This is a genomic window from Aeromicrobium wangtongii, from assembly GCF_024584515.1.
In the GTDB taxonomy this organism is placed as follows: domain Bacteria; phylum Actinomycetota; class Actinomycetes; order Propionibacteriales; family Nocardioidaceae; genus Aeromicrobium; species Aeromicrobium wangtongii.
Genome location: NZ_CP102173.1, coordinates 3,148,305 through 3,168,304 on the forward strand (window position 1 = coordinate 3,148,305; position 20,000 = coordinate 3,168,304).

The 20,000-nt window shown below is 69.8% G+C and carries 23 protein-coding genes; 1 reads left to right on the plus strand and 22 read right to left on the minus strand.

What is annotated here, in order from left to right; translation table 11 throughout:
* Positions 1 to 25 precede the first annotated feature (25 nt).
* A complete protein-coding gene (locus NQV15_RS15495) occupies positions 26 to 631 on the plus strand; it encodes a cysteine hydrolase family protein (RefSeq protein ID WP_232400520.1) in 606 nt (201 codons plus the stop codon).
* Between the two features lie 158 nt (positions 632 to 789).
* Here the strand turns inward: NQV15_RS15495 and NQV15_RS15500 are convergent, their stop codons facing one another.
* From NQV15_RS15500 to NQV15_RS15605, 22 genes are all read right to left on the minus strand, one after another.
* Positions 790 to 1,518 carry an acyl-CoA thioesterase gene (locus tag NQV15_RS15500; RefSeq protein ID WP_232400518.1) on the minus strand — a complete coding sequence of 243 codons (729 nt, stop codon included), beginning with the start codon at positions 1,516 to 1,518 and terminating at the stop codon, positions 790 to 792.
* Positions 1,518 to 2,093, minus strand: coding sequence for a cupin domain-containing protein (locus tag NQV15_RS15505; RefSeq protein WP_232400513.1), 576 nt, complete (start codon positions 2,091 to 2,093; stop codon positions 1,518 to 1,520). Before NQV15_RS15505 ends, NQV15_RS15500 begins: the two co-directional genes overlap by 1 nt.
* Before the next feature lie 22 nt (positions 2,094 to 2,115).
* The gene (locus NQV15_RS15510) at positions 2,116 to 2,934 is read right to left on the minus strand and encodes an alpha/beta fold hydrolase (protein ID WP_232400511.1); all 819 of its coding nucleotides are present in this window, start codon (positions 2,932 to 2,934) and stop codon (positions 2,116 to 2,118) included.
* Complete coding sequence (locus NQV15_RS15515) at positions 2,931 to 3,803, minus strand: HpcH/HpaI aldolase/citrate lyase family protein (protein WP_232400509.1); 873 nt, start codon at positions 3,801 to 3,803, stop codon at positions 2,931 to 2,933. The genes NQV15_RS15510 and NQV15_RS15515 overlap by 4 nt, the downstream gene beginning before the upstream one ends.
* Positions 3,800 to 4,960 (minus strand): acyl-CoA dehydrogenase family protein, encoded by a 1,161-nt coding sequence (locus NQV15_RS15520; RefSeq protein WP_232400507.1) that lies wholly within the window; start codon positions 4,958 to 4,960, stop codon positions 3,800 to 3,802. Before NQV15_RS15520 ends, NQV15_RS15515 begins: the two co-directional genes overlap by 4 nt.
* A gap of 28 nt (positions 4,961 to 4,988) precedes the next feature.
* Positions 4,989 to 5,387, minus strand: a complete 399-nt coding sequence (locus tag NQV15_RS15525; protein WP_232400498.1) for a Zn-ribbon domain-containing OB-fold protein — start codon at positions 5,385 to 5,387, stop codon at positions 4,989 to 4,991.
* Positions 5,384 to 6,532: an acetyl-CoA acetyltransferase gene (locus tag NQV15_RS15530; protein WP_232400479.1), complete on the minus strand. Its 1,149-nt coding sequence runs from the start codon at positions 6,530 to 6,532 to the stop codon at positions 5,384 to 5,386. Before NQV15_RS15530 ends, NQV15_RS15525 begins: the two co-directional genes overlap by 4 nt.
* On the minus strand, positions 6,529 to 6,960 hold the full coding sequence (locus tag NQV15_RS15535) for a MaoC family dehydratase (protein WP_232400477.1): 432 nt from the start codon (positions 6,958 to 6,960) through the stop codon (positions 6,529 to 6,531). Before NQV15_RS15535 ends, NQV15_RS15530 begins: the two co-directional genes overlap by 4 nt.
* Positions 6,957 to 7,457 carry an FAS1-like dehydratase domain-containing protein gene (locus NQV15_RS15540; RefSeq protein WP_232400474.1) on the minus strand — a complete coding sequence of 167 codons (501 nt, stop codon included), beginning with the start codon at positions 7,455 to 7,457 and terminating at the stop codon, positions 6,957 to 6,959. The genes NQV15_RS15535 and NQV15_RS15540 overlap by 4 nt, the downstream gene beginning before the upstream one ends.
* The gene (locus tag NQV15_RS15545) at positions 7,454 to 8,680 is read right to left on the minus strand and encodes a RidA family protein (RefSeq protein WP_232400472.1); all 1,227 of its coding nucleotides are present in this window, start codon (positions 8,678 to 8,680) and stop codon (positions 7,454 to 7,456) included. The genes NQV15_RS15540 and NQV15_RS15545 overlap by 4 nt, the downstream gene beginning before the upstream one ends.
* Before the next feature lie 19 nt (positions 8,681 to 8,699).
* Positions 8,700 to 10,064 carry an MmgE/PrpD family protein gene (locus NQV15_RS15550; RefSeq protein WP_232400470.1) on the minus strand — a complete coding sequence of 455 codons (1,365 nt, stop codon included), beginning with the start codon at positions 10,062 to 10,064 and terminating at the stop codon, positions 8,700 to 8,702.
* On the minus strand, positions 10,061 to 11,308 hold the full coding sequence (locus NQV15_RS15555) for a CaiB/BaiF CoA transferase family protein (RefSeq protein ID WP_232400468.1): 1,248 nt from the start codon (positions 11,306 to 11,308) through the stop codon (positions 10,061 to 10,063). The genes NQV15_RS15550 and NQV15_RS15555 overlap by 4 nt, the downstream gene beginning before the upstream one ends.
* Positions 11,305 to 12,339, minus strand: a complete 1,035-nt coding sequence (locus NQV15_RS15560; protein WP_232400466.1) for an LLM class flavin-dependent oxidoreductase — start codon at positions 12,337 to 12,339, stop codon at positions 11,305 to 11,307. Before NQV15_RS15560 ends, NQV15_RS15555 begins: the two co-directional genes overlap by 4 nt.
* Positions 12,340 to 12,343: 4 nt before the next feature.
* Positions 12,344 to 12,868, minus strand: coding sequence for a MaoC family dehydratase (locus NQV15_RS15565; RefSeq protein WP_232400463.1), 525 nt, complete (start codon positions 12,866 to 12,868; stop codon positions 12,344 to 12,346).
* Positions 12,869 to 13,075: 207 nt separating this feature from the next.
* Positions 13,076 to 13,864, minus strand: coding sequence for a FadR/GntR family transcriptional regulator (locus NQV15_RS15570; RefSeq protein ID WP_232400461.1), 789 nt, complete (start codon positions 13,862 to 13,864; stop codon positions 13,076 to 13,078).
* 157 nt (positions 13,865 to 14,021) lie between these two features.
* Complete coding sequence (locus NQV15_RS15575; RefSeq protein WP_232400459.1) at positions 14,022 to 14,768, minus strand: FadR/GntR family transcriptional regulator; 747 nt, start codon at positions 14,766 to 14,768, stop codon at positions 14,022 to 14,024.
* A gap of 28 nt (positions 14,769 to 14,796) precedes the next feature.
* Positions 14,797 to 16,338 carry a class I adenylate-forming enzyme family protein gene (locus NQV15_RS15580; protein WP_232400457.1) on the minus strand — a complete coding sequence of 514 codons (1,542 nt, stop codon included), beginning with the start codon at positions 16,336 to 16,338 and terminating at the stop codon, positions 14,797 to 14,799.
* The gene (locus NQV15_RS15585; protein ID WP_232400447.1) at positions 16,335 to 16,751 is read right to left on the minus strand and encodes a hypothetical protein; all 417 of its coding nucleotides are present in this window, start codon (positions 16,749 to 16,751) and stop codon (positions 16,335 to 16,337) included. The genes NQV15_RS15580 and NQV15_RS15585 overlap by 4 nt, the downstream gene beginning before the upstream one ends.
* Entirely contained in the window at positions 16,732 to 17,541 is an 810-nt protein-coding gene (locus tag NQV15_RS15590) for an enoyl-CoA hydratase/isomerase family protein (RefSeq protein ID WP_232400436.1), read from the minus strand. Before NQV15_RS15590 ends, NQV15_RS15585 begins: the two co-directional genes overlap by 20 nt.
* Positions 17,538 to 18,335, minus strand: a complete 798-nt coding sequence (locus NQV15_RS15595; protein WP_232400434.1) for an alpha/beta fold hydrolase — start codon at positions 18,333 to 18,335, stop codon at positions 17,538 to 17,540. Before NQV15_RS15595 ends, NQV15_RS15590 begins: the two co-directional genes overlap by 4 nt.
* Positions 18,332 to 19,159 carry a cupin domain-containing protein gene (locus tag NQV15_RS15600; protein ID WP_232400433.1) on the minus strand — a complete coding sequence of 276 codons (828 nt, stop codon included), beginning with the start codon at positions 19,157 to 19,159 and terminating at the stop codon, positions 18,332 to 18,334. Before NQV15_RS15600 ends, NQV15_RS15595 begins: the two co-directional genes overlap by 4 nt.
* A 14-nt stretch (positions 19,160 to 19,173) precedes the next feature.
* Complete coding sequence (locus NQV15_RS15605) at positions 19,174 to 19,992, minus strand: ATP-binding cassette domain-containing protein (protein WP_232400430.1); 819 nt, start codon at positions 19,990 to 19,992, stop codon at positions 19,174 to 19,176.
* Between the last annotated feature and the right edge of the window lie 8 nt (positions 19,993 to 20,000).

Here is a 20,000-nt window from a genome sequence, read left to right on the forward strand (position 1 = left end):
GACCGACCGACACACAGGAGCCACCATGACCCTCACCCGCGACGCCAGCGCACTGCTCGTCATCGACATGCAGAACGGATTCCTCGACCCCAAGGGGTCCATGGCCGCGATCGGGATGCCGACCGACCAGCTGCAGCCCTCCATCGAGGGCACCCAGCGGCTGATCGAGGCCGCACGTGCGGCGGGCGTGCCGGTCATCTTCACCCGCTACCAGTACATGGCCGGCTACGCGGACGGCGGCATCCTGCCCAATGAGCTGGTCCCCGCGATGCGCGACGCGGACGCCCTGCTGGCCGGGTCGTGGGACGCCGACGTCGCCGATGCCGTGGCGCCCCTCGACGGCGAGGTGATCATCGACAAGGCCCGCCCGAGCTCGTTCTACGGCACGCAGCTGGAGCCCGTCCTGACCGGCCTCGGCGTGCGCAACCTGGTGCTGTGCGGTGTCACGACCAACATCTGCGTCGAGACCACGGCCCGCGACGCCGGCCAGCGCGACTACCGCGTCCACGTGGTGGCCGATGCGTGCGCCGAGTTCGAGCAGGCACGTCACGACCACGCGCTGAACACGATCGGCTTCACCTTCGGCTGGGTCAACACGGTCGACGAGGTCGTCCAGGCCTGGCGCCCCTGACGCCGACGAGTCACGGAGTTCCGCTCACGAGTCACTGAGGGCACGCACAACGAAGAAGTGAGTGGCTCCTGGCCGGAACTCCGTGACTCGCGAGCGGATCTCTGTGACTCGCGAGCGGAACTGCGTGACTCGCGAGCGGATGTGCTGGCTGGGGCGGGTCAGCGGGACCAGACGATGCGGCGGGTCTGGCGTACCTGGGCGATGAACGAGCCGGACCGGTCGTAGAGCCGGGACTCCTCGACGCAGAACTCAGCCGTGGCCCACATCGTGCTCTGGGTGACGTAGTGCCAGCCGTGGCGGTCGAACTCGCCGCCGGGCGCGAAGTGGATCGTGAAGTCGACCGTCGGGACGTAGACCGGCGGCGGGTCGGTGAAGAACAGCCCCGGTGGCTGGGCGTCCAGGAAGATTGCCGCCAGACCGTACCGGCCCAGCTCAGGCGCCTGCTGGACCGACTCGTCGAAGCGGATCCAGGCGCGGGTCGTCCCCCGCCGCACGTGCGCGGGGTCGTCGATCAACCGGTGGTCCAGGAAGCTCTCGTACGGCATCGCCGAGGCGAAGCGGTACGACTCCAGGGACTCCGGCGCCGGCAGATCGGACAGGTCGATCGGGAAGTCCAGCAGTCGCTCGCCCTGCGCCCCGCCCAGCTTGCCGAAGGCCGTCAGGCGCGGATGCCCCTGCACGAGCTCGACCCCCACGGCCGCCGTCGAGCCACCGTGGTGCAGGACCTCCACACGCCAGTCGCTGTCGACGTCGCGCACGGCACCGGTGAACTGGATGCTGACGCTCATCGGCTCGAAGCCGTCGACGACCCGCACCGCCTCGACGACCCGGGCCAGGACGTAGCCGCCGTAGATGCCGTCGAGACCGCGCCACACCCCGGGGAACATCAGGCGATCGGCGTCCGGCGCAGGACCAGTCCGGAGCCGTCCGGCACCGGGTGCTCACCGTGCGACCACCGGGTCAGCCCCAGGTCGACCGTGTCGTCGTGCTCGGCCGCGGCCAGCGCACCGACGGACCAGCGTGCCTCGGAGGTCACCAGCAGGTCCGCTTCGAGCAGGGCGTCGATGTGGATCGACTCGATCCCCTCGCCGACGGCGTCCTGGCCGAGCTCGTCCGCCTCCACGAAGGTGGCCGGGCCGCCGAACCACGCCAGCGCCGTGCAGCCCTCGGGGGCGATCATGCTGGTGCGCAGGAAGCCCGCCGGGATGTAGGTCAGGTCGCCGCGCGCGAAGGTGCGTCCCTCGATCTGCAGGTGGCCGTCCAGCACCAGGAACTCCTCGGCACAGCGGTACCCACCGGGCGTGAGCCGCTCGAACCCCTCCGGGAAGCGGGTCAGGATCGCGAAGGTCGAACCGGCCGACGCCAGCGGCACGACCCGCAGACCCTGGTTGGCGCCGGGCATGGGCACCTCGCGCCAGGGCTGCTCGGCGGCGGTCAGGTCGAGGGTGGTCGGTCGGGGCATGGGAGTCCTGCTTTCTGGGCAGCTACGGGGCGGGTGCGTCGAGGAAGTCCGCCACCAGCCGGGCCGCCTCCGAGGAGTGTGTGTCGAGGAAGCCATGCGTCCAGTCGGACGCATCGAACAGGGTCGCATTGCGCAGGTACGGCATGATCCGCGGCGTGTGCTGCCGCAGGTCGTCATCGGGGTTGATCACGAGCATCGGGACGTCGACCTGCCCTGCGGCTGCCACGACGTCATAGGCGAAGGCCGCCCGGTGTCCCCACCAGTGGCGCTCCCCGCCGGACAGGCGGGCGTGGAAGATGCGCGCCGCGTGCTCGACGGTGTTGACCGTCCCGACGCGGAAGAAGTCGACGAACCAGCGCCACCGCTCCAGCAGTCGGGTGCCGTCGGGCGTGAAGATCGGCGCCGTGTCGTAGAGCGCCCGGAAGTCGACCAGCTCCTCCTCGGTGAACAGGGGCAGCGACACGGCCACGACCCGGCGCACCAGATCGGGCCGCAGGCGGCTCAGCTCGAGCGCCGTGAACGATCCGGTGTGATAGCCCATCACGTCCACGGGAGCTGACAGGCCGAGCGCCTCGATCACCTGGGCCACGACCCGCGCGTAGTCGGCGATCTCGGGATGCGCCGGCAGCGGATCGGACGCACCGAAGCCCGGCGTGTCCATCGCGATGACCTGCCGGCTCTCGCCGATGTGCGCCATGAACTGCTCGTAGACCAACCCCGATGCGGGGCTCATGTGCAGGCACAGCAGCGGAGGTGTCGCGGCGTCCGCCGAGCCGGCCACCCGCAGGTGGACCTGCCCGTGCGGGACGTCGACGTAGCCGCGCCGGACCGCGACGGTCACGGCGTCCCGTCGCGCCCTGCGGCCGACTCGGCCAGCGCGAGCGTCCGGCGGGCACTGTGCAGGACCGCCGGGTCGACGAGGCGTCCGTCCTCGTCGAGGACGACACCCGTGCCGCGCGCCTCGGCCGCCGCGACCATGGCGATGACCGCCTCCGCCTCCGCGACGTCATCGGCCGTGGGGGTGAACACCGCATGGACGACCGGCAGCTGGGCCGGGTGGATGCAGGCGCGACCCACGAATCCCTGCCGCTGCACCCGCCGCGTCGACACCTCGAACGCATCGGTGTCCTTCGTGATCCGGGAGACCGGTCCGACCGGCGGGTCGATGCCCGCGGCCGTGCTGGCCAGGACGACCAGAGCCCGGAACGGGGCCAGCTCGGCCTCATCGTCGCCCGGGAGCAGACCGAGCTCGCCGGCCAGGTCGACCTCGCCGATCTGCAGCTGCTGGACGCGCGGCCCTGCCGCGATCGCGCGGGCGTCAAGCACGGCGGCCGCCGTCTCGAGCAATGGCATCACCGAGGTGGTGCTGTCGCCCAGCGAGGTGAGCAGGGCGTCGATCGCGACGACCTCGGCCCCGTCCTCGACCTTGGCGAGCACGATCCCGGTCAGCGACGCGATGTTCGCGAGCGCCTGCACGTCGGTCTCGCGCAGCGGACCGCTGTTGACCCGCACCCACAGGTCGACGGGTCCGCCGGCCGGCTGCTCGGCGAGCCACGCCACGACGGCGTCCCGGGCGGCGTCCTTGCCCTGCAGCGGGACGGCGTCCTCGAGGTCGACGATCAGCGCGTCCGCGCCGCGGCCGACGGCCTTGCTGAGCTTGTCGGCCGCATTGCCCGGGACGTACAGGTACGACCGCGTGGTCGCGGTCATCCGACCACCGTCTCGCCCTTGATCAGCGACTTGGCCACGACGGTGCGCAGGATGTCGTTGGTGCCCTCGCCGATGCTCATCAGGATCGAGTCGCGGTACAGGCGCTCGATCTCGAACTCGGTCGAGTAGCCGTAGCCGCCGTGGACCTTCATCGAGTCGATGGCCGCCTGCAGGGCGACCTCTGAGCAGAAGATCTTGGCCATGCCGGTCGCGCCGTCGGCGCGTCCGTCACGCACCGCGTCCGCGGCCCAGTAGGCCATCAGGCGGGCGGCCTGGACCTGGGTGCCGAGCTCGCCGAGCTTGAGCTGGATGGCCTGGAAGTTGGCGATCGGCTCACCGAAGGCCTTGCGCTGCTGCGCGTACGCGAGCGCCTCCTCGTGGGCGCGCTGCGCGATGCCGACCGAGCGCGCGGCGATGTTGACGCGGCCCCACTCCAGCGCGGACAGCACCTGCTTCATGCCGGTGCCCTCGACGCCGCCGAGCAGCTGGTCCTTGTGGACGCGGACGTTGTCGAGCAGGATCTCGCACGACTCCGTGCCCTTGTAGCCGAGCTTCGGAATGTCCTTGGTGACCTCGTAGCCAGGGGTGTTGGCGTCGACCAGGATGACGCTCATGCCGCGGTGCGCGGGCGAGGCGCTCGGATCGGTCTTGACCAGGACCGGCAGCGGATCGGCGTAGCGGGCGTTGGTGATCCACATCTTGGAGCCGTTGATGACGTAGTGGTCCCCGTCGAGGCGGGCCGTCGTCCGGATGCCCTGCAGGTCGGTGCCGGCGTCGGCCTCGGTCAGGCCGATGCCGGTGCGGCGCTTGCCGGTCGCGAGATCGGGAAGGTACATGTCCTTCTGCTCCTGCGTGCCGTGCATCGCGATCAGGCGGCACGCCAGCGAGTGGCTGCCCAGGATGCCGGCGATGCCCATCCAGCCGCGGGCGATCTCCTCGAAGACCAGCGCGAACGACACCGGGTCCAGGTCGAGGCCGCCGAACTCCTCGGGCACCGTGATGCCGAACAGGCCCATGTCGGCCATGCCCTTGACGATCTCGGTCGGGTAGCGACCCGACTGCTCCCAGTCACGCGCGACGGGGATGATCTCCCGGTCGACGAACTGCCGCAGGAGCGCACGGAACTCGCGCTGGTCCTCGTTGAGCTTGAAGTCCATGGGATGTGCCTTTCAGGAGGGGACGGGATCAGCCGTCGGTGCGATGGAAGACGGGCAGGGCTCGGCCGTCCGGCAGGTCGACCCAACCGACGGCGACCGCGTCGCCGATCGTCCAGTCGTTGCCGCCGGTCAGCCGGGTCAGCAGGATGGGGCCTTCGGCCAGCCGCACGCGGGCCACGGTGTACGGGACCTCGACATCGGGCCGGGGCGCGCGATGGACGACCGTCGATGCGTCGACGACACCCGCGCCTGAGGCATCACGCAGCGTCAGGTGGTCCATCGACGAGCAGGCGGTGCACACCGCACGCGGCGGGTGCTGGACGTGATCGCACTGCGTGCAGGCCTGGACGGTCAGCCGGTGCTCACGCGTCGCGTCCCACCAGTCGGCGGTGACGTCGTCCGCGGGAGGGACGTCGGGAAGATTCATCGGTCGACCCCCAGGACGACGGTCGCGTGCGTGGACAGGATGCCGCCGGTGCCGTGGGCGACGGCCGTGCGCGCGCCGGCCACCTGCCGGTCGCCGGCCTCGCCGCGCAGCTGGCGGACGGCCTCGACCAGCAGCAGCACGCCGTACTGGCCGGGATGGCAGTACGAGAGCCCGCCACCATTGGTGTTGAGCGGCAACGCTCCCCCGGGCCGGATGGTGCCGTCGGCGATGAAGTCGAGCACCTCGCCGCGGCCGCAGAAGCCCAGCGCCTCGACGCTGAGCGCCGCGGTGATGGTGAAGGAGTCGTAGACCTCCAGCACGTCGACGTCGGCCGGCGTGATGCCGGCCCGCGCGAACGCATCGCGGCCCGAGCCGATCGCGCCGGGCGCCGTCAGGTCGTCGACCGCCGTGAAGGACGTGTTGGTCGTGCGCTCGCCGTAGCCCAGCACCTCGACGGGCTTGCGGGGCAGGTCACGGGCGCGTTCCAGGGACGTCAGCACGACCGCCCCGCCGCCGTCGGTGACCAGGCAGCAGTCGCCGACCGTCAGGGGCGAGGACAGCATCGTCGAGCCCGTGACATCGGCGGCAGTGATCGAGCCCTTGCCGTACCGGAACGCCTTGGGGTTCAGCAACGCCCACTCGCGGGCGGCGACCGCGATCTCGGCGAGCTGCTCGTGCGTGCCGCCGAAGCGGTGCAGGTACTGCTGCATCGCCATCGCGTAGTAGGAGGCCGGGAAGAGCATGTCGTACGGCTCCTCGAACTGCGCCTCGGGGATGTGCGGCTCGTGCACCCCGCCGAGCTTGCGCGACCTGGCCGAACGCTGGTTGGAGGCGAAGCTGATCACGATCGTCGTGGCCTGCCCCGCATCGATCGCCTGTGCCGCGCGGGCGACCATCATCTCGTAGGCCGAGCCGCCGGCGAAGGTCGAGTCGGTCCACGTCGGCTGGATCGCGAAGTAGTCGGCCAGCTGCGTCGCGGAGAAGCGCGAGACGCCGGTCGTCGCGATGCCGTCGACATCGGCCAGGGTCAGCCCGGCGTCAGCGAGGGCACGCGTCACGGCCTGCGACTGCAGGGTGAGGATCGACTTGTCGGTGACCCCGAGATCGGACTCGGCGGCGCCGACGATCGCGACACGGGTCGTCATCGAGCGCCGGGCCCGTCCGGCGTGCCCAGCAGCACCACGGCGCGGGCCGGCTTGGCGGCCGCGCGCTCCGGCCCGAAGTCCGAGGCCAGGATCGTGGCGGTCATCTCCACGACCGCACGCTCGGCGTCGATCTCGGTGACGGTTCCCTCGACCCGCACGGTCTCGCCGGCGAACATCAGGTTGCGGAACGTGAACGACAGCTCGCGCACGAACGACTGTGGACCGAAGGCGTCCTGGCACAGCTCGACGAAGTACGCGCCGAAGACCTGGCCGTCGACGACCGGGCCGGGCACCTTGGCTGCCTCGACGAAGGCCGGGTCGTAGTGCAGCCCGTACCAGTCCCACGTCGCGCCGGCGTAGGCGATCATGTCGGCCAGCGTGATGGTCCGCTCGATGACGGGCAGCGACTGCCCCACCTGCAGGCTCATGAGGTCGCTCCGATGCTCACGAAGATGATGGTCTCCTCGTTGACGGCGAGCAGCTCGTCGTCCTGGTTGGTGTAGGTGGCGCGCGAGTGGACGATCAGCATGTCCGCTCCCTTGCCGGTCTTCTTCTCGGTGAGGTCGTGGATCTCCCACGTCGCCGTGACGACGTCCTCGGGCCGCAGGCGGCGCTCGAACGTGTAGGTGTTGCCGCCACGGACCTGCCGCGTGCCCGGGATGTCCAGGTGCCACGAGTGGCCCGCGTAGCCGTCGGGGGCCATCGGCAGGTTGGCGTACTGGTTGGTCTCGGTGATCAGCGTCAGGGGCGCGCTGACTCCGGGCAGTCCCTGCTCGCGGGCGTACTCCGGATCGCTGTAGATCGGGTTGTCGTCGCCGATCGCGAGCGCGAAGTAGCGCCCGGCGGCAGCGCCGAAGGGCTCCGGCGCGGTGTAGACCTTGCGCGTGCCGACCAGCGCACGCACCTCGTCGGTGACCAGGCTCATGCCGTCGCCTCCGCGGCGGGCTCCGGGTACACGGCGGTCGGGAAGACCTCGAGCAGGAATTCCGGTCGCAGCAGCTCCTTGCAGATGCCGCCGGTCGAGGCGGGCCACGGCGGGCTCAGCAGCCGCTCGCGGACGCCGGCGACTGCCCGGTAGTCCGGCAGCGCCGACTCGACGCAGTACTCGGTCGTGAACAGCAGGTCCTCGGGACCGAGGCCGGCGTAGGTGAGCAGATGGAGGATCGCCCCATAGGTCACCTCCGCCTGGGCCCCGATGTCGCCGGGATGGAGCGCCTCCTGGGTCTCCATGTCCAGCGCCGCGAAGCCGGACATGTACAGCGTCCGGCCAGCCTTGATGCCCGGCGCGTAGGTCAGCGTGTCGTAGCGCGACCAGCCCGGGTTGACCAGCTCGAGCGGGTGCTTGGACGCGGTGACGTCGATCGCGACGAGTGACTCGGGGTGGTGCAGGCGGCTCATCAGGATGCCACCGGCGCCGGGGTACACGCCGGCGCCACCGAGGCGCTCCTTGCGGACGCGGTGGGTCTTGCGGTAGACCTCACGCGTGCCGGGCGTCGAGTAGTCGTAGGTCGTGACGGCCTGGTCGATCGACATGCCGGCGCGATCCAGCATGTCGGCGGCCTTGTCCAGGCAGTAGGCGTACTGGCTGACGAAGTCACCCGCGAACACGATGTCGCCGTGCTCGTCGACCGGCACCATGGTGGGCAGGTAGACGGCACCGTCGGTGCCCTCCTTGACCGCCGAGCGCTGCCACGTCCCGGCCTCGCGGGCCTCGCTGGCCACCAGCAGCTCGGTGCCTCCACCCTTCTTGGCCACGAGCTCGACCTCGAGGAATGCGGCCCGGCGCACGAGGCGCTCGACGATGATCGTCGACACGACCGGTTCGTGCTCGCCGAAGATCTCCTTGCGGACCGCGACGGCGTCCTCGTAGTCGCCGATGCCGGAGACCGTGACGTTCTCGGTGATGCGCACGACGTCCTCGATGCCCAGGCCGGCACCCTCCAGGATCGTCAGCACCTTGGCGTACGCGGTGCGGGCCTGCTGCTCCATCGTGCCCGAGACCGTCATCTTGCCGACGGCGTCGTCGAAGGCGGCGCTGGTGTGACCGGAGGTCCAGGCGCTGTCGCCCTCGCTCAGCCCGAGGCAGAAGGTGAAGCCTTCATACGGGAACCAGGTGAACTTGGGGGTCGTGATCGCGTTCAGGGTCATGATGTCCTTCGTGGGTCGTTCAGTCGCTGAGATCGGCCGCGGTCTTGGCGACGACGGTCATGAGGTGTCGGAGATCGGAGTGATCGGGCAGTGACTCGATCGCCTCGATCAGGGGGGCTGCTCCGGGTCCGACGTTGCCGGCGAACTTGGCGTGCAGGTCCGCATCGCTGAGCGGGTTGTCGGGGCCGCCGGCGCTGCGCTCGACCGTGCCGACGATCTGGCGACCGTCGCGCAGCTGCACGCGCACCTCGCCACGGGCGTCCGCGGCGACCTGCTGGGACGGAGCCAGCTCGACCCGGACACGTGCCGCGAGGTCGAACAGCTCGGGGCGCGCGATGCTCGTCTCGTCGAACGTCTCCAGCGTCATCGTGCCGTCCGCGAGCAGGGCCGCGACGCTCCACGGCAGCGAGAACTTGGCCGCGTACGGGCTGGCCGGACGGGTCAGGTCACGACTGGTGTCGCACACGACGGACGCCGAGTCCGGGTGCACCCGAGCCGTGATGAGCTCGATGTCGTCGACGCCGAATTCGACCTGGCGCCGGGCGTCCTGCACGGCGTCCAGCGTCGCGTGCGACAGCTGGCAGGCCGCGTAGGGCTTGATGCCGATGCGGGTGGTCTCCCAGCGCTCACCCAGGTCCGCGACGATGCCGTGCGGATTGGCGACGCCCTGCGCCAGGGCGTCGAACACCCCGTGCGGACCGTCGAAGACCGTCTCCGGCCCGGTGGCACCGGCGGCTGCCAGGCGGGCGGCGATGATGCCGGCCTGCGAGGCGAAGCCGGGGTGCAGCTGCTTGGTCGAGGCGCCGGTGCCCAGGAAGGCCAGCAGCCCGCCGGCCTGGCTCCCGGCGATGCCCAGGGCGTTGGTCGTCCGGTCGACGTCGAGGCCGCCCAGACGGGCGGCGATGATCGCCGAGGAGAACACCCCGGCCACCATCGTCGCGTGCAGGCCGCGGGCGTGGAAACCGTGCGGCGCAGCGGCAGCGATCCGGCAGGCGGTCTCGTAGCCGACCACGGCGGCCATCAGCACGTCCTCACCGGATGCCTGCACCTGCTCGCCCACCGCGAGTGCCGCGGGGAGCACGACCGCCGTCGCGTGGACCAGGCCACCGGCGTGCGTGTCGTCGAAGTCCAGGGCGTGCACGAGCGTGCCATTGGCCAGCGCCGCCGCCGGGGCGGACAGGCGGGAGGTCTGTCCCAGGATCGTCGCCTCCTGGGGGCCGCCCAGCCCGAGCGCGACCTCGACCGCGGGATCGGCCGAGCCGGCGCGGATGCCGCCGACTGCCGTCCCCAGCCCGTCCAGGAGGTGCCGCAGGGCTGCCCGACGGACATCGTCGGGCACCTCGGTCAGGCCGAGTCCCCAGGTGGCCAGCTCGCGCGCGATCATCGTCCGGCGGCCTCCGCCGCCGTCTCGACCTCCACGGGGTCCGCCCGCTTGCCGAAGGCGCCGTCCGCCGAGAGCTTCTCGACCGCGTCGTCGTCGAACCCGGCCAGCTCACGCAGCACGTAGTCGAAGTCCTCGTTGCGCTGGGGTGCGCGGCGGTACTCGGGCGTCTCGTTGCCGACCCGGACCGGCGACGCGACCTGCTTGACCGTGCCGAAGCGCGGGTGCTCGGTCTCGACGATGAGGTTGCGGGCGATCGTGTGCTCGTCCTTGAGGGCCGCCTCGACGTCGTTGATCGGGCCGCACGGGATCGATGCCGGGTAGAGGACGCTGAGCCACTCGTCCACCGTCTTGGTCCGGAAGATCGCCTCGAGCTGCGCGAGCAGCTCGACGCTGTTCTGCTGGCGGCCGGAGAAGCTGCCGAACGGCGACTCCGCCTCGGCCCACTCCGGGTGTCCAACCAGCGGCGCGAGCCGCTGCCAGAACTTCTCCTTGGCGCAGCCGACGACCATCCAGCCGTCACTGGCCTCGAAGGCCTGGAAGGGAACCAGCGAGGGGTGCGCCGAGTGGTGGGTGCGCACGGGGCTGAACCCGGCGTTCATGTGCCACGTCGCGGGATAGGTCAGCATGCCGATCGCGGTGTCGTACAGGCTGACGTCGCAGTCCATGCCCACTCCGTCGCGGCGCGCCGCGTGCAGGCCGCCGAGCAGCGAGATCGCCGCCACGAGACCACCGGAGTAGTCGACCATCGACAGGCCGGACTTCGTCGGCGGCCCGTCGGGCTCGCCGGTGAGCTCCATCCAGCCGGCCAGGCCCTGCAGCACGTAGTCGTAGCCGGGCTCGTTCTGGCGCGGGCCGGTCATGCCGAAACCGGTCAGCGAGACGCACACGATGGCCGGGTTGAGGTGCTTGAGGTCGTCGTACCTGATCTTGATCTTGGCCGGCACGTCACCGCGCAGGTTGGAGTAGACGACGTCGGCGGTCTTGACCAGCTCCTCGAAGACCTGGCGGCCCGCATCGGTCGACAGGTCGAGCGACACGCTCTTCTTGTTGCGGTTGAACGTCTCGAAGAAGAGGGAGTCCTCCTCCTCGAAGTACGGGGGCACGTAGCGCCCGACGTCGCCGCCGAAGCGGGGATCCTCGATCTTGATGACCTCGGCGCCGAGATCGGCCAGGTGGACCGAGCCGAACGGCCCGGCTCCGTACTGCTCGACGGCGATGATGCGCACGTCCTCGAGAGGCTTCACGAGATGCTCCCCTTCATGTCAGCGATCATGGAAATGAGTTCGTCCTGCGCCGCGCGGATCTCCGCGGGCGTCATGCCGTGCACGGGGGCGCTGAGCTTGACGGCATCGGCGATCCCTTCATAGGCGGCGATGCGTTCGGCGACCTGGTCGCGGGTCCCGGCCATCGTGAGCGCGTCGACCATCTCGTCGGACACCTCGCTCGCCAGGTAGTCGGCGCCACGTCCCGCACGGAAGGCCTCGATGACCTGCTGCTGCTGCTCGCCGAGCCCGTGGAACTCGAAGAAGTCGGCGTAGGTGCGCACGCTGGCGTAGAACCCGACCGTGCCGGCGACGTAGCGCTTGGCCGTCGCGAGATCGGGGTGCACGCCGCAGCACGCCGAGACGACGACGTCGACGTCGTCCAGGCTCTTGCCCTCGACCTTGTCGACACCGGCCTGCAGCTCGGGCAGGACCCGCTCGGCCAGGAACTTCGGCGAGCACAGCTCGTGGCTGATCCAGCCGTTGCCGATCTCGCCGGCCAGCCGGGTCATGACCGGGCCCATCGCCGCGAGGTAGACCGGGATGTCGGTGCGCACCTGGTTGAACGGGCGCTCGTAGCCGCGGATGTTCATGGGCTCGTAGTCGCCGTCGAGGGCGATGTCGCTTCCCTCGTCCGCGCTGACCCAGAACTGGCGGACGTTGCGGACCGTCTCACGGATGTGCGCGACGGGCTTGCCCCACTGGGCGTTGTGCCACGCCTCGTTGAGCTTCTGCACCCCCGAGCCGATGCCCAGGATGAACCGCCCGTCCGAGATCTCGTCGATGTCGAGCGCCTCGAGGGCCGTGATCATGGGGCTGCGGGTGAAGGCCAGGGCGATGCCGGTGCCGACCTTTGCGGTCGTCGTGGCGCCCGCCACCGCAGCCGCCGTGACGGTCGCGCTGCGGTGCAGCTCCTGGACCCACAGGGTCTCGGCGCCGGCCGCCTCGGCCCGGCGGCTGACGTCCAGCAGCTCGGCCATGGACTCGCCCCACGGCTGGAAGGTGATCCGCATCGAGCTACTCGCCGACCTGCGGCAGCGGCTTCTTGCCCTCGGGGAAGATGCCCTCGACCTGCTCGGCGCCCTGCTTGTACACGTAGAACATGCGCTTGAACGAGCAGACCTCGTCGCCGTCCTGGTTCAGCGTGCGGGTGTGGACCGTGACGATGCCGGCGTGCGGCCGACTGGCCGACTCACGCTTCTCCAGGACGACGGACTCGCTGAACAGCGTGTCGCCGGCGAAGACCGGGTGCGTCATCTTGATGTCGTCCCAGCCCAGGTTCGCGAAGGCGTTCTGGGTCAGGTCGGTGACGCTCTGACCGACCGCGATGGCCACGGTCAGGGTCGACACGACCAGCGGCTTGGTGAACTCCGACTTCTTGGCGTACTCGGTGTTGAAGTGCATCTGGTTGGTGTTCATCGTCAGCAACGAGAACCAGGTGTTGTCCGTCTCGGTGACGGTCCGGCCGAGGGGGTGCTTGTAGACGTCGCCCACCTCGAAGTCCTCGAAGAAACGCCCGGTCCAGCCCTGTTTGATGGTCATACGACTACCTTTCACACCCTGAGTCCGATTCCGCGATACTAATTGTCAGACATTTAGCCTGTCAAGATCCTATACGAAATTTGTCCGGGATTCAGCCGTATTCGCGTCCAGATCTCCCGGAAGTGACCGACAGCGACCTGTTGAAACGATCGCTCCACGAATACATCTGTCTTTTCGCCGCCGAACGAGCGGCGCAGGCGGACGACCTCAGCCGATGGGGGTGTCGCGGTAGGCGATGCTCAGCTTCGCCAGGTGGTCCTTCATCGCCGCGGAGGCGCCGTCGCTGTCACGGTCACGGATGCGGTCCACGATCTCGAGATGGTCGTCGTCGACCTCGCGCCAGAAGCCCGCGTCCATCTCCCCCCGGGCCAGCCGGGCCTGGAGCACCCGGAAGACCGGTTCGGTCATGACGCCGATCAGGCCGTTGCCGGCCGCGTTGACCACGATGCCGTGGAAGTTGCGATGCTCACGGAACTTCATGCCACGCCCGCGGGTCTGCTTCTCCCGCTCGACCACCTGCTTCATCTCCTCGAGGTGGTGCTCCTCGTGGCGGAGCGCGGCCAGTCCGGCGGCCGGCACCTCCAGCAGCTCCCGCGCCTCCAGGAGATCGCCCAGCGTGACGTCGTCGGTGCCCGACATCAGGCCCAGGCTGGTCTCCAGGTACTCGCTGACCTTCTCGAACTGCACGCGCGACACGAAGGTTCCGCCCGTGGTGCCCCGCGTCGTGTAGATCAGGTCGCGCGAGGCCAGCACCCGCAGGGCCTCGCGGACCGTGCTGCGACTGACGCCGAAGATGTCGGCCAGGTCCAGCTCGGTGGGCAGCCGGTCACCCGAGCCCAGGGAGCCGTCCAGGATGCGGTCACGCAGCTGGTCGGCCACCTGCTGGTACGCCGGCCGCACGCGGTTGACCCGGGAGGGGTCCAGCCCTTCGCGCGCCGTCGAGCGGGTCGTGAGGACGTGCCCCGCGACATGGTCGCCACCGTTGCTGCCGACCATTGCGATGCCTCACCTTCGTCCTGTGGATGGAACCGACCCGGTGTGCCACCCCCCGGTACGTCCAGATTAGGGCACTGCGGGCGCTGCGACAGCAATGTCGCGACGCGGGCACGGCAGCCTGCACGCAGGAACGCCCGCACGACCGCCTCGAGCGAGGTCAGTCGGGCGGCTCGCGATAGGCGGTGCGTAGCCGGACCAGGTGCGCCTTCATCGCGCTCGCAGCCCCGTCGCCGTCGCCGCTCTCGATGCACCGAAGGATGTCCCGGTGGTCGCAGTCGATCTGGGCCCAGTAGTCGGTCGTGACGTCGGGCGACACGAACTGGGCCTGCAGCACCTGGAACACCGGCCCGGTCATGACACCGAGCAGCCCGTTGCCAGCGGCCTCCACGACGAGCGCGTGGAAGTTGCGGTGCTCGCGGAACTTGATCCCGCGCCCTTGGCTGACGTTCTCGCGGTCGATCGCCTCCTGCAGCGCCGCCAGGTGGGCCTCGTCGCGACGTGACGCCGCCAGTCGGGCCGCGGGCACCTCCAGCACCTCGCGCGCCTCGAGCATCTCCGCGACCGAGACGTCCGAGGACCCCGTCAGCAGGCCGAGGCTCGTCTCGAGGTACTCGCTGATCTGCTCGAACTGCACCCGCGACACGAACGTGCCGCCGGTCGTCCCCCGCAAGGTGTGGATGAGATCACGGGAGGCCAGGACGCGCAACGCCTCCCGCACCGTGCTGCGACTCACCCCGAAGACCCCCGAGAGCTCGGCCTCGCTGGGTAGCCGGTCGCCCGACGACAACGACCCGGACAGGATCAGGTCGAGCAGCTGGTCGGCCACCTGCTGATAGGCAGGGAGGACCCGGCTGACGGCGAGGTTGTCGCCGCCCACCGCTCCTGCGAGGACCTGTTCGGTCACCAGCTCTCCTCCCCCCGATGCCCGCGCGCTAGCGCGCCTCGGCCTGCAGCGCCGCGATGTGGTCGTCCCGGATCTGGCGCTTGAGGATCTTACCGCCGGCATTGCGCGGCAGCTCGGCCACGACGTACCACTCGCGCGGGATCTTGTACTTGGCCACATTGTCCTTCACGTAGGCGGCCAGCGCCTCCATGTCGCAGTCCTCACCAGGCCGGTTGACGACGTAGGCCGCGATGCGCTCACCGTAGACCTCGTCGGGAACCCCGATCACCGCGACGTCGTCGATGGGACCGAAGCGGGCGATGACCTCCTCGATCTCCCGCGGGAAGATGTTGACGCCGCCGGCGATGATCATGTCCTTCTTGCGGTCGACGATCGAGATGAAGCCGTCCTCGTCGCGGACCGCGACGTCACCCACGGTGAAGAAGCCATCGGCGTCATAGCTCTCCTGCGTGGCTTCCTCGTTCTTGAGGTACCCGCCCAGCAGCAGCGGCGACCGGGCGTAGAGCTCGCCCGGCACGCCGGGCGGCACCTCGTTGCCGTCGTCGTCGACGAGCTTGACCTCGTTCATGAACCACGGCTGGCCGACGCTGCCGGCACGTTCCAGGGCGAACTCGGGACGCAGGTTGGTGACGATGGAGCACTCGGTCGAGCCGTACAGCTCGTGGACGCCGACACCCGGGAACGCCTGCAGCACCCACTGCTTGAGCGCCACCGGCAGCGCCGCGGCGTTGAAGTACAACGTGTCCAGCGCCGACAGGTCGTAGCTCTGAGCCGGGGTCTCGCACACACGACGGATCTGCTGGGCGTGCGTGGGGACGAGGAACACCGTGTTGCAGCGGTCGTCCACCATCATCTGCAAGAAGGCCTCGGGATTCCACTTGCGCAGGATCGAGACCGAACCGCCGAGCAGCAGATTGCCGTAGCTGAACGCGAAGCCGGCACCGTGGTACAGCGGCGCGACGGCGATGGTGTGCCGGCCCGGGCCGTAGCCGTACTCCATCGCGGCGCAGTAGACCGTCAGCACGCGACCGCGATGGGTCAAGATGACGCCCTTGGGACGTCCCGTCGTGCCCGATGTGTAGGTGATGCAGAACGTGTCGTTCTCGTCGACGTCGGCCAGCGGGTCGACCGGGTCGCCCGTCGCGATGAACGTCTCGTACTCCTCGCCGGTCTGTCCGCCGAAGGACACGACCAGGTCGAGGGTGTCCAGGAACGAGTCGGCCTGGGCGTGCAGCTCGTCCTCGAGCACGAGCACCCGCGCCTCGGAGTGGCCCACGATGTACGCGTTGTCCGATGCGCTGTTCTTGGAGTTCAGCGGCACCATGGCGATACCGGCCTTGGCCAGTCCGGCCGAGATCTCGAAGTACTCACCACGGTTGCCCGACAGCAGCGCCACGGTGTCGCCCTGCTTGACGCCGCGGGCGAGCAGCGCCTGGGCGAAGCGGTTGGAGCGCTCGTCGAGCTCGGCGAACGTGTAGGTCCGGTCTCCGTCGATGATCGCGGTCTTGGCCGGGGTGTTGCGGCCGAACTCGCGAATGCCGTTGGCCATGTTCAGCTGGATACCGCTCATGGAGCGTCGGTCCTTTCGTGTCTGTTGACCAGCATCACCGCATGCGCCTCGACGAGCGGCACGTCATTGCCGTCGAGGGCGGTCCACCGGTAGTTCTGGATGACTTTTCCGCTGCTGGTCTGGTGGGCGTCCAGTGCGACGAGCTCGACCGACACCGTAGTGCCCGCCGAGACCATCTTCAGGAAACGCACGTTCTTGAGCTCGACCAACGCGATCGCGTGGTCCAGCGCGCCCGACTGCTCCAGGAGGCCACCCATCATCAGCAGCACACCTTGACCCGGCAGCGGCGCGGTGGCGGCGTCTGCGGGTGGCGGGTTGAACAGCGGATGGGTGTATCCCCCGGTGCCGACGATCGTGGCGATCAGCTCCGGGGTGATCTCGACCGCGGCGGTCCTAACGGAGCTCTGTGACATCGAAGTCCCCCCAGCTGGGCGTGCGGCGGTCGACGAAGGCCTGATAGCCCTCGCGGGCCTCGACCGGCGCGATCTCGTGGAGGCGGCCGAACAGCTCGAGCTCGTGGCGCAGCCCGTCGGCGAGGGGCAGCTGCTGGGCGGCGTTGATCGCGGCCTTGGTGATGGCGATCGCAGGACGCGATCGTCCCCGCAACGAGGACAGCAGGTTCTCGACCTCGGCGTCGAGCCCGGCGCGGGGTGCGCTGGACAGCGCCAGCCCCCACCGCACGAGGGACGGGCCGTCGAGCCACAGCGGCGTCAGCATCAACGCCTTGGCCTTCTGGTCGCCGAGCTTGCGGGCCGCGCGCTGGCTGGACCCGGCTCCCGGCGGCATGCCGAACTCGAGGTGGATGTCGCCGACGCGGGCCTCGTCCGCGGCGATCACGAAGTCGCAGGCGAGGATCAGCTCGAAGCCGCCGGCCCGCGCCAGCCCGTTGACCCGGGCGATGACCGGCACCGGCAGCGCCTCGATGCGCTGGAGGACGGTGTGGAAGGTCTGCAGGAACGGCAGGAAGGTGCCCTGCGGGTCGTCGAAGCAGCTGCCGAGGAAGGTGATGTCCATCCCGACGCTGAACGCCTTCTCGCCCGCACCGGTGATCACGACGGCACGCAGCGACGGATCGGTCTCCGCGACCGCCAGGACATCGTTCAGGCCTGCCACGACCTGCGGCGAGATGCTGTTCATGGTGTCCGCGCCGTCCAGCGTCACGTGCATGACCTGGTCGAGGATCTCGTGGACGACCTCGGTCATCGCGCGACCTCCCGCGCGAAGGCCAGCAGCTCGGCGCTGAACTCCTCGGGGGCGCGCAGGTGTGGCTGGCCCTGCAGCCCCGGCAGGATGTTGAGCCGGGGGTCCTTGGCCAGCTCCATGGCCTTGGCGTCCAGGTGCGCCAGCATGTCGAACTCCGCGTCCAGCAGCATGACCGGCACGTCCAGAGCGGCCAGCGGCGCGGCCGGGTCGTGCCGGAACGCGGCCTGGTAGCCCCACTCGTACCGGTCGAAGACCCGCAGCACCTCGATGCAGGCGATGTGCAGCATCTCCGCGCTCAGGTCCGGCCAGATCCGGCGGTACCGCTCCACCGCCCAGTCGAACTGGGCGCCTTCGTCGTCGAAGGGGATCTTCGGGTTCCAGGTGGCCAGGAACTCGGCGCGCTCCTGCTCGTCCAGCAGCGCCACGCCGCTCAGCGACAGACCGGACACCTCGAGGCGGTGGGCCATCTCGATCGCGATCGAGGCGCCCGTGTGCACCCCGGCCAGGACCGGCCGCTCCATGCCGATCGCGGTGGCGGCCTCGGCCAGCACCTCGGCGTAGTCGGGGATCTCGTAGCCATAGGCCGGCGGCGGGTCGGAGGCGCCGTAACCGGGGGTGTCGAAGGCGACGACCCGGGCGTCCCGGCCCAGGACCGTCAGGACCGACTCGTAGACCTTCGACGACAGCGGCGACTCGTGCAGCAGCCCGATCCAGGGGCCGGAGCTCCCCGCGATGCGGTAGTGCACCTGGCCCCAGCGCGTGTCGACATAGCCGCCTCGCACCGTCGTGCTCATGCGACCGCCCCGACCTTGACCAGGAGCTCGGCGCCGTCGTCGGTGGAGAGCGTGGGCGCCGCTGCGCCGGGCGGGACGTGGACCAGCGAGCACGGTTCGAGGTCGTGGCCGTCGACGGTGATGGTTCCCGTGGTGGAGATGAGGAAGCGCTCACGGTCGCTCGGGGCGATCTGCGTGGAGCATCCCGCCGGCACCGCGACCAGGACCGATGCTGCCGCGGTGACCGCGTTGCTGCTGAGCACCTTGCTCGTCAGCTCGGCCGAGCCCAGCGCGGTGACCGAGTCGTCGTGGCGGCGCCACACCATGTGGCGGGCCTCGGCACGGCGGACGTAGCCGCGCGGCCCGATGCTCTGCTCGCCCTCGCGGATCGGGTTGCACCCGGCGTCGGAGTCGGGACGGATGACCCGCGAGACCCGGCCGCTGCCGTCGCTCGGGGACTCCCCCTCCATCATCAGGATGCCCTCGAAGCCCTCCGGGCTCCTGGCCATGTGCACCCAGCCCGGCGGCCGCCAGAAGTAGTCGCCGGCCTGGAAGTCGCCCTCTGCCGTCAGCTCGACCGAGCCGCTCAGGAAGAAGCACTCCTCGACGCTGTCGTGATACGCCTCGCACAGGTCCAGGTAGCCCGGATCGGTGCGGACGTGGTCGATGCGCCGGGTGGTGACCGGGTCGATCCACAGCGTCCGCATCGAGTACTTCGACAACAGCTCCTCGACCCGGTCCGGGGACCCGCCCAGGTTGTCGCGGAACGCCGGCTCCATCGACGCGTACACCTCGGCACCGTTGACCCAGGGGACGGACGTGGCATCCACGATGGTGGTTGTCATGTGCGCTCCTGGGGTCATGCCGACGGCGGGGTGACGACGGAGGTGTCGCCGACGAAGGCCTGGTACGCGTGCCGCTCGCGCGGGTCCGCCGACAGGCGCGCAGACAGCAGGGTCCGCGTGTACGGGTGCTCCGGGGTGTCGAACAGGGCGCGCGTCGGCGCGGTCTCGACGATCTCGCCCAGGTACATCACCGCGATGCGGTCGCTGACCCACTCGACGGTGTGCATGTCGTGCGAGACGAACAGGTAGGCCATCTTGTAGTCCTCCTGCAGCTCGGCCAGGAGCGACAGGATCTGGGCACGGATCGACAGGTCCAGCGACGACGTCGGCTCGTCCAGCACCATGAATCGGGGCCGGCTGATGATCGCGCGGGCGATGCCGACGCGCTGCTGCTGGCCACCGGACAGCTCGCCGGGCAGACGGCGCGCCGCATCCCCGGGCAGACCCACGCGGTCGAGCGTCGCGAGCACCTGCTTGCGGATCTCCTGGGTGCCCAGCTGCGGCTGGTGGATCTCGAGCGGCTCGGCGACGATCGCGCCGATCGACAGCCGCGGGTTCAGCGACTCGTAGGGCTCCTGGAACACGATCTGCATCTCGGACCGCTTGGCCCGCATGGCCTCCGGGCTCAGGGACCCGATGTCGGTGCCGTCGAACCGGACGGCACCCTCGTCGACCTCCAGCAGGCGCAGCACCGCACGTCCCAGGGTCGACTTGCCCGAGCCGCTCTCGCCGATGACGGCCAGCGTCTCGCCCTCCTCGATCGCGAGCGAGACACCGCGCAGGGCGCGGACGGGATCGCCTCCGCGCACGCGCGAGGCGAACGTCTTGACCACTGATTCAA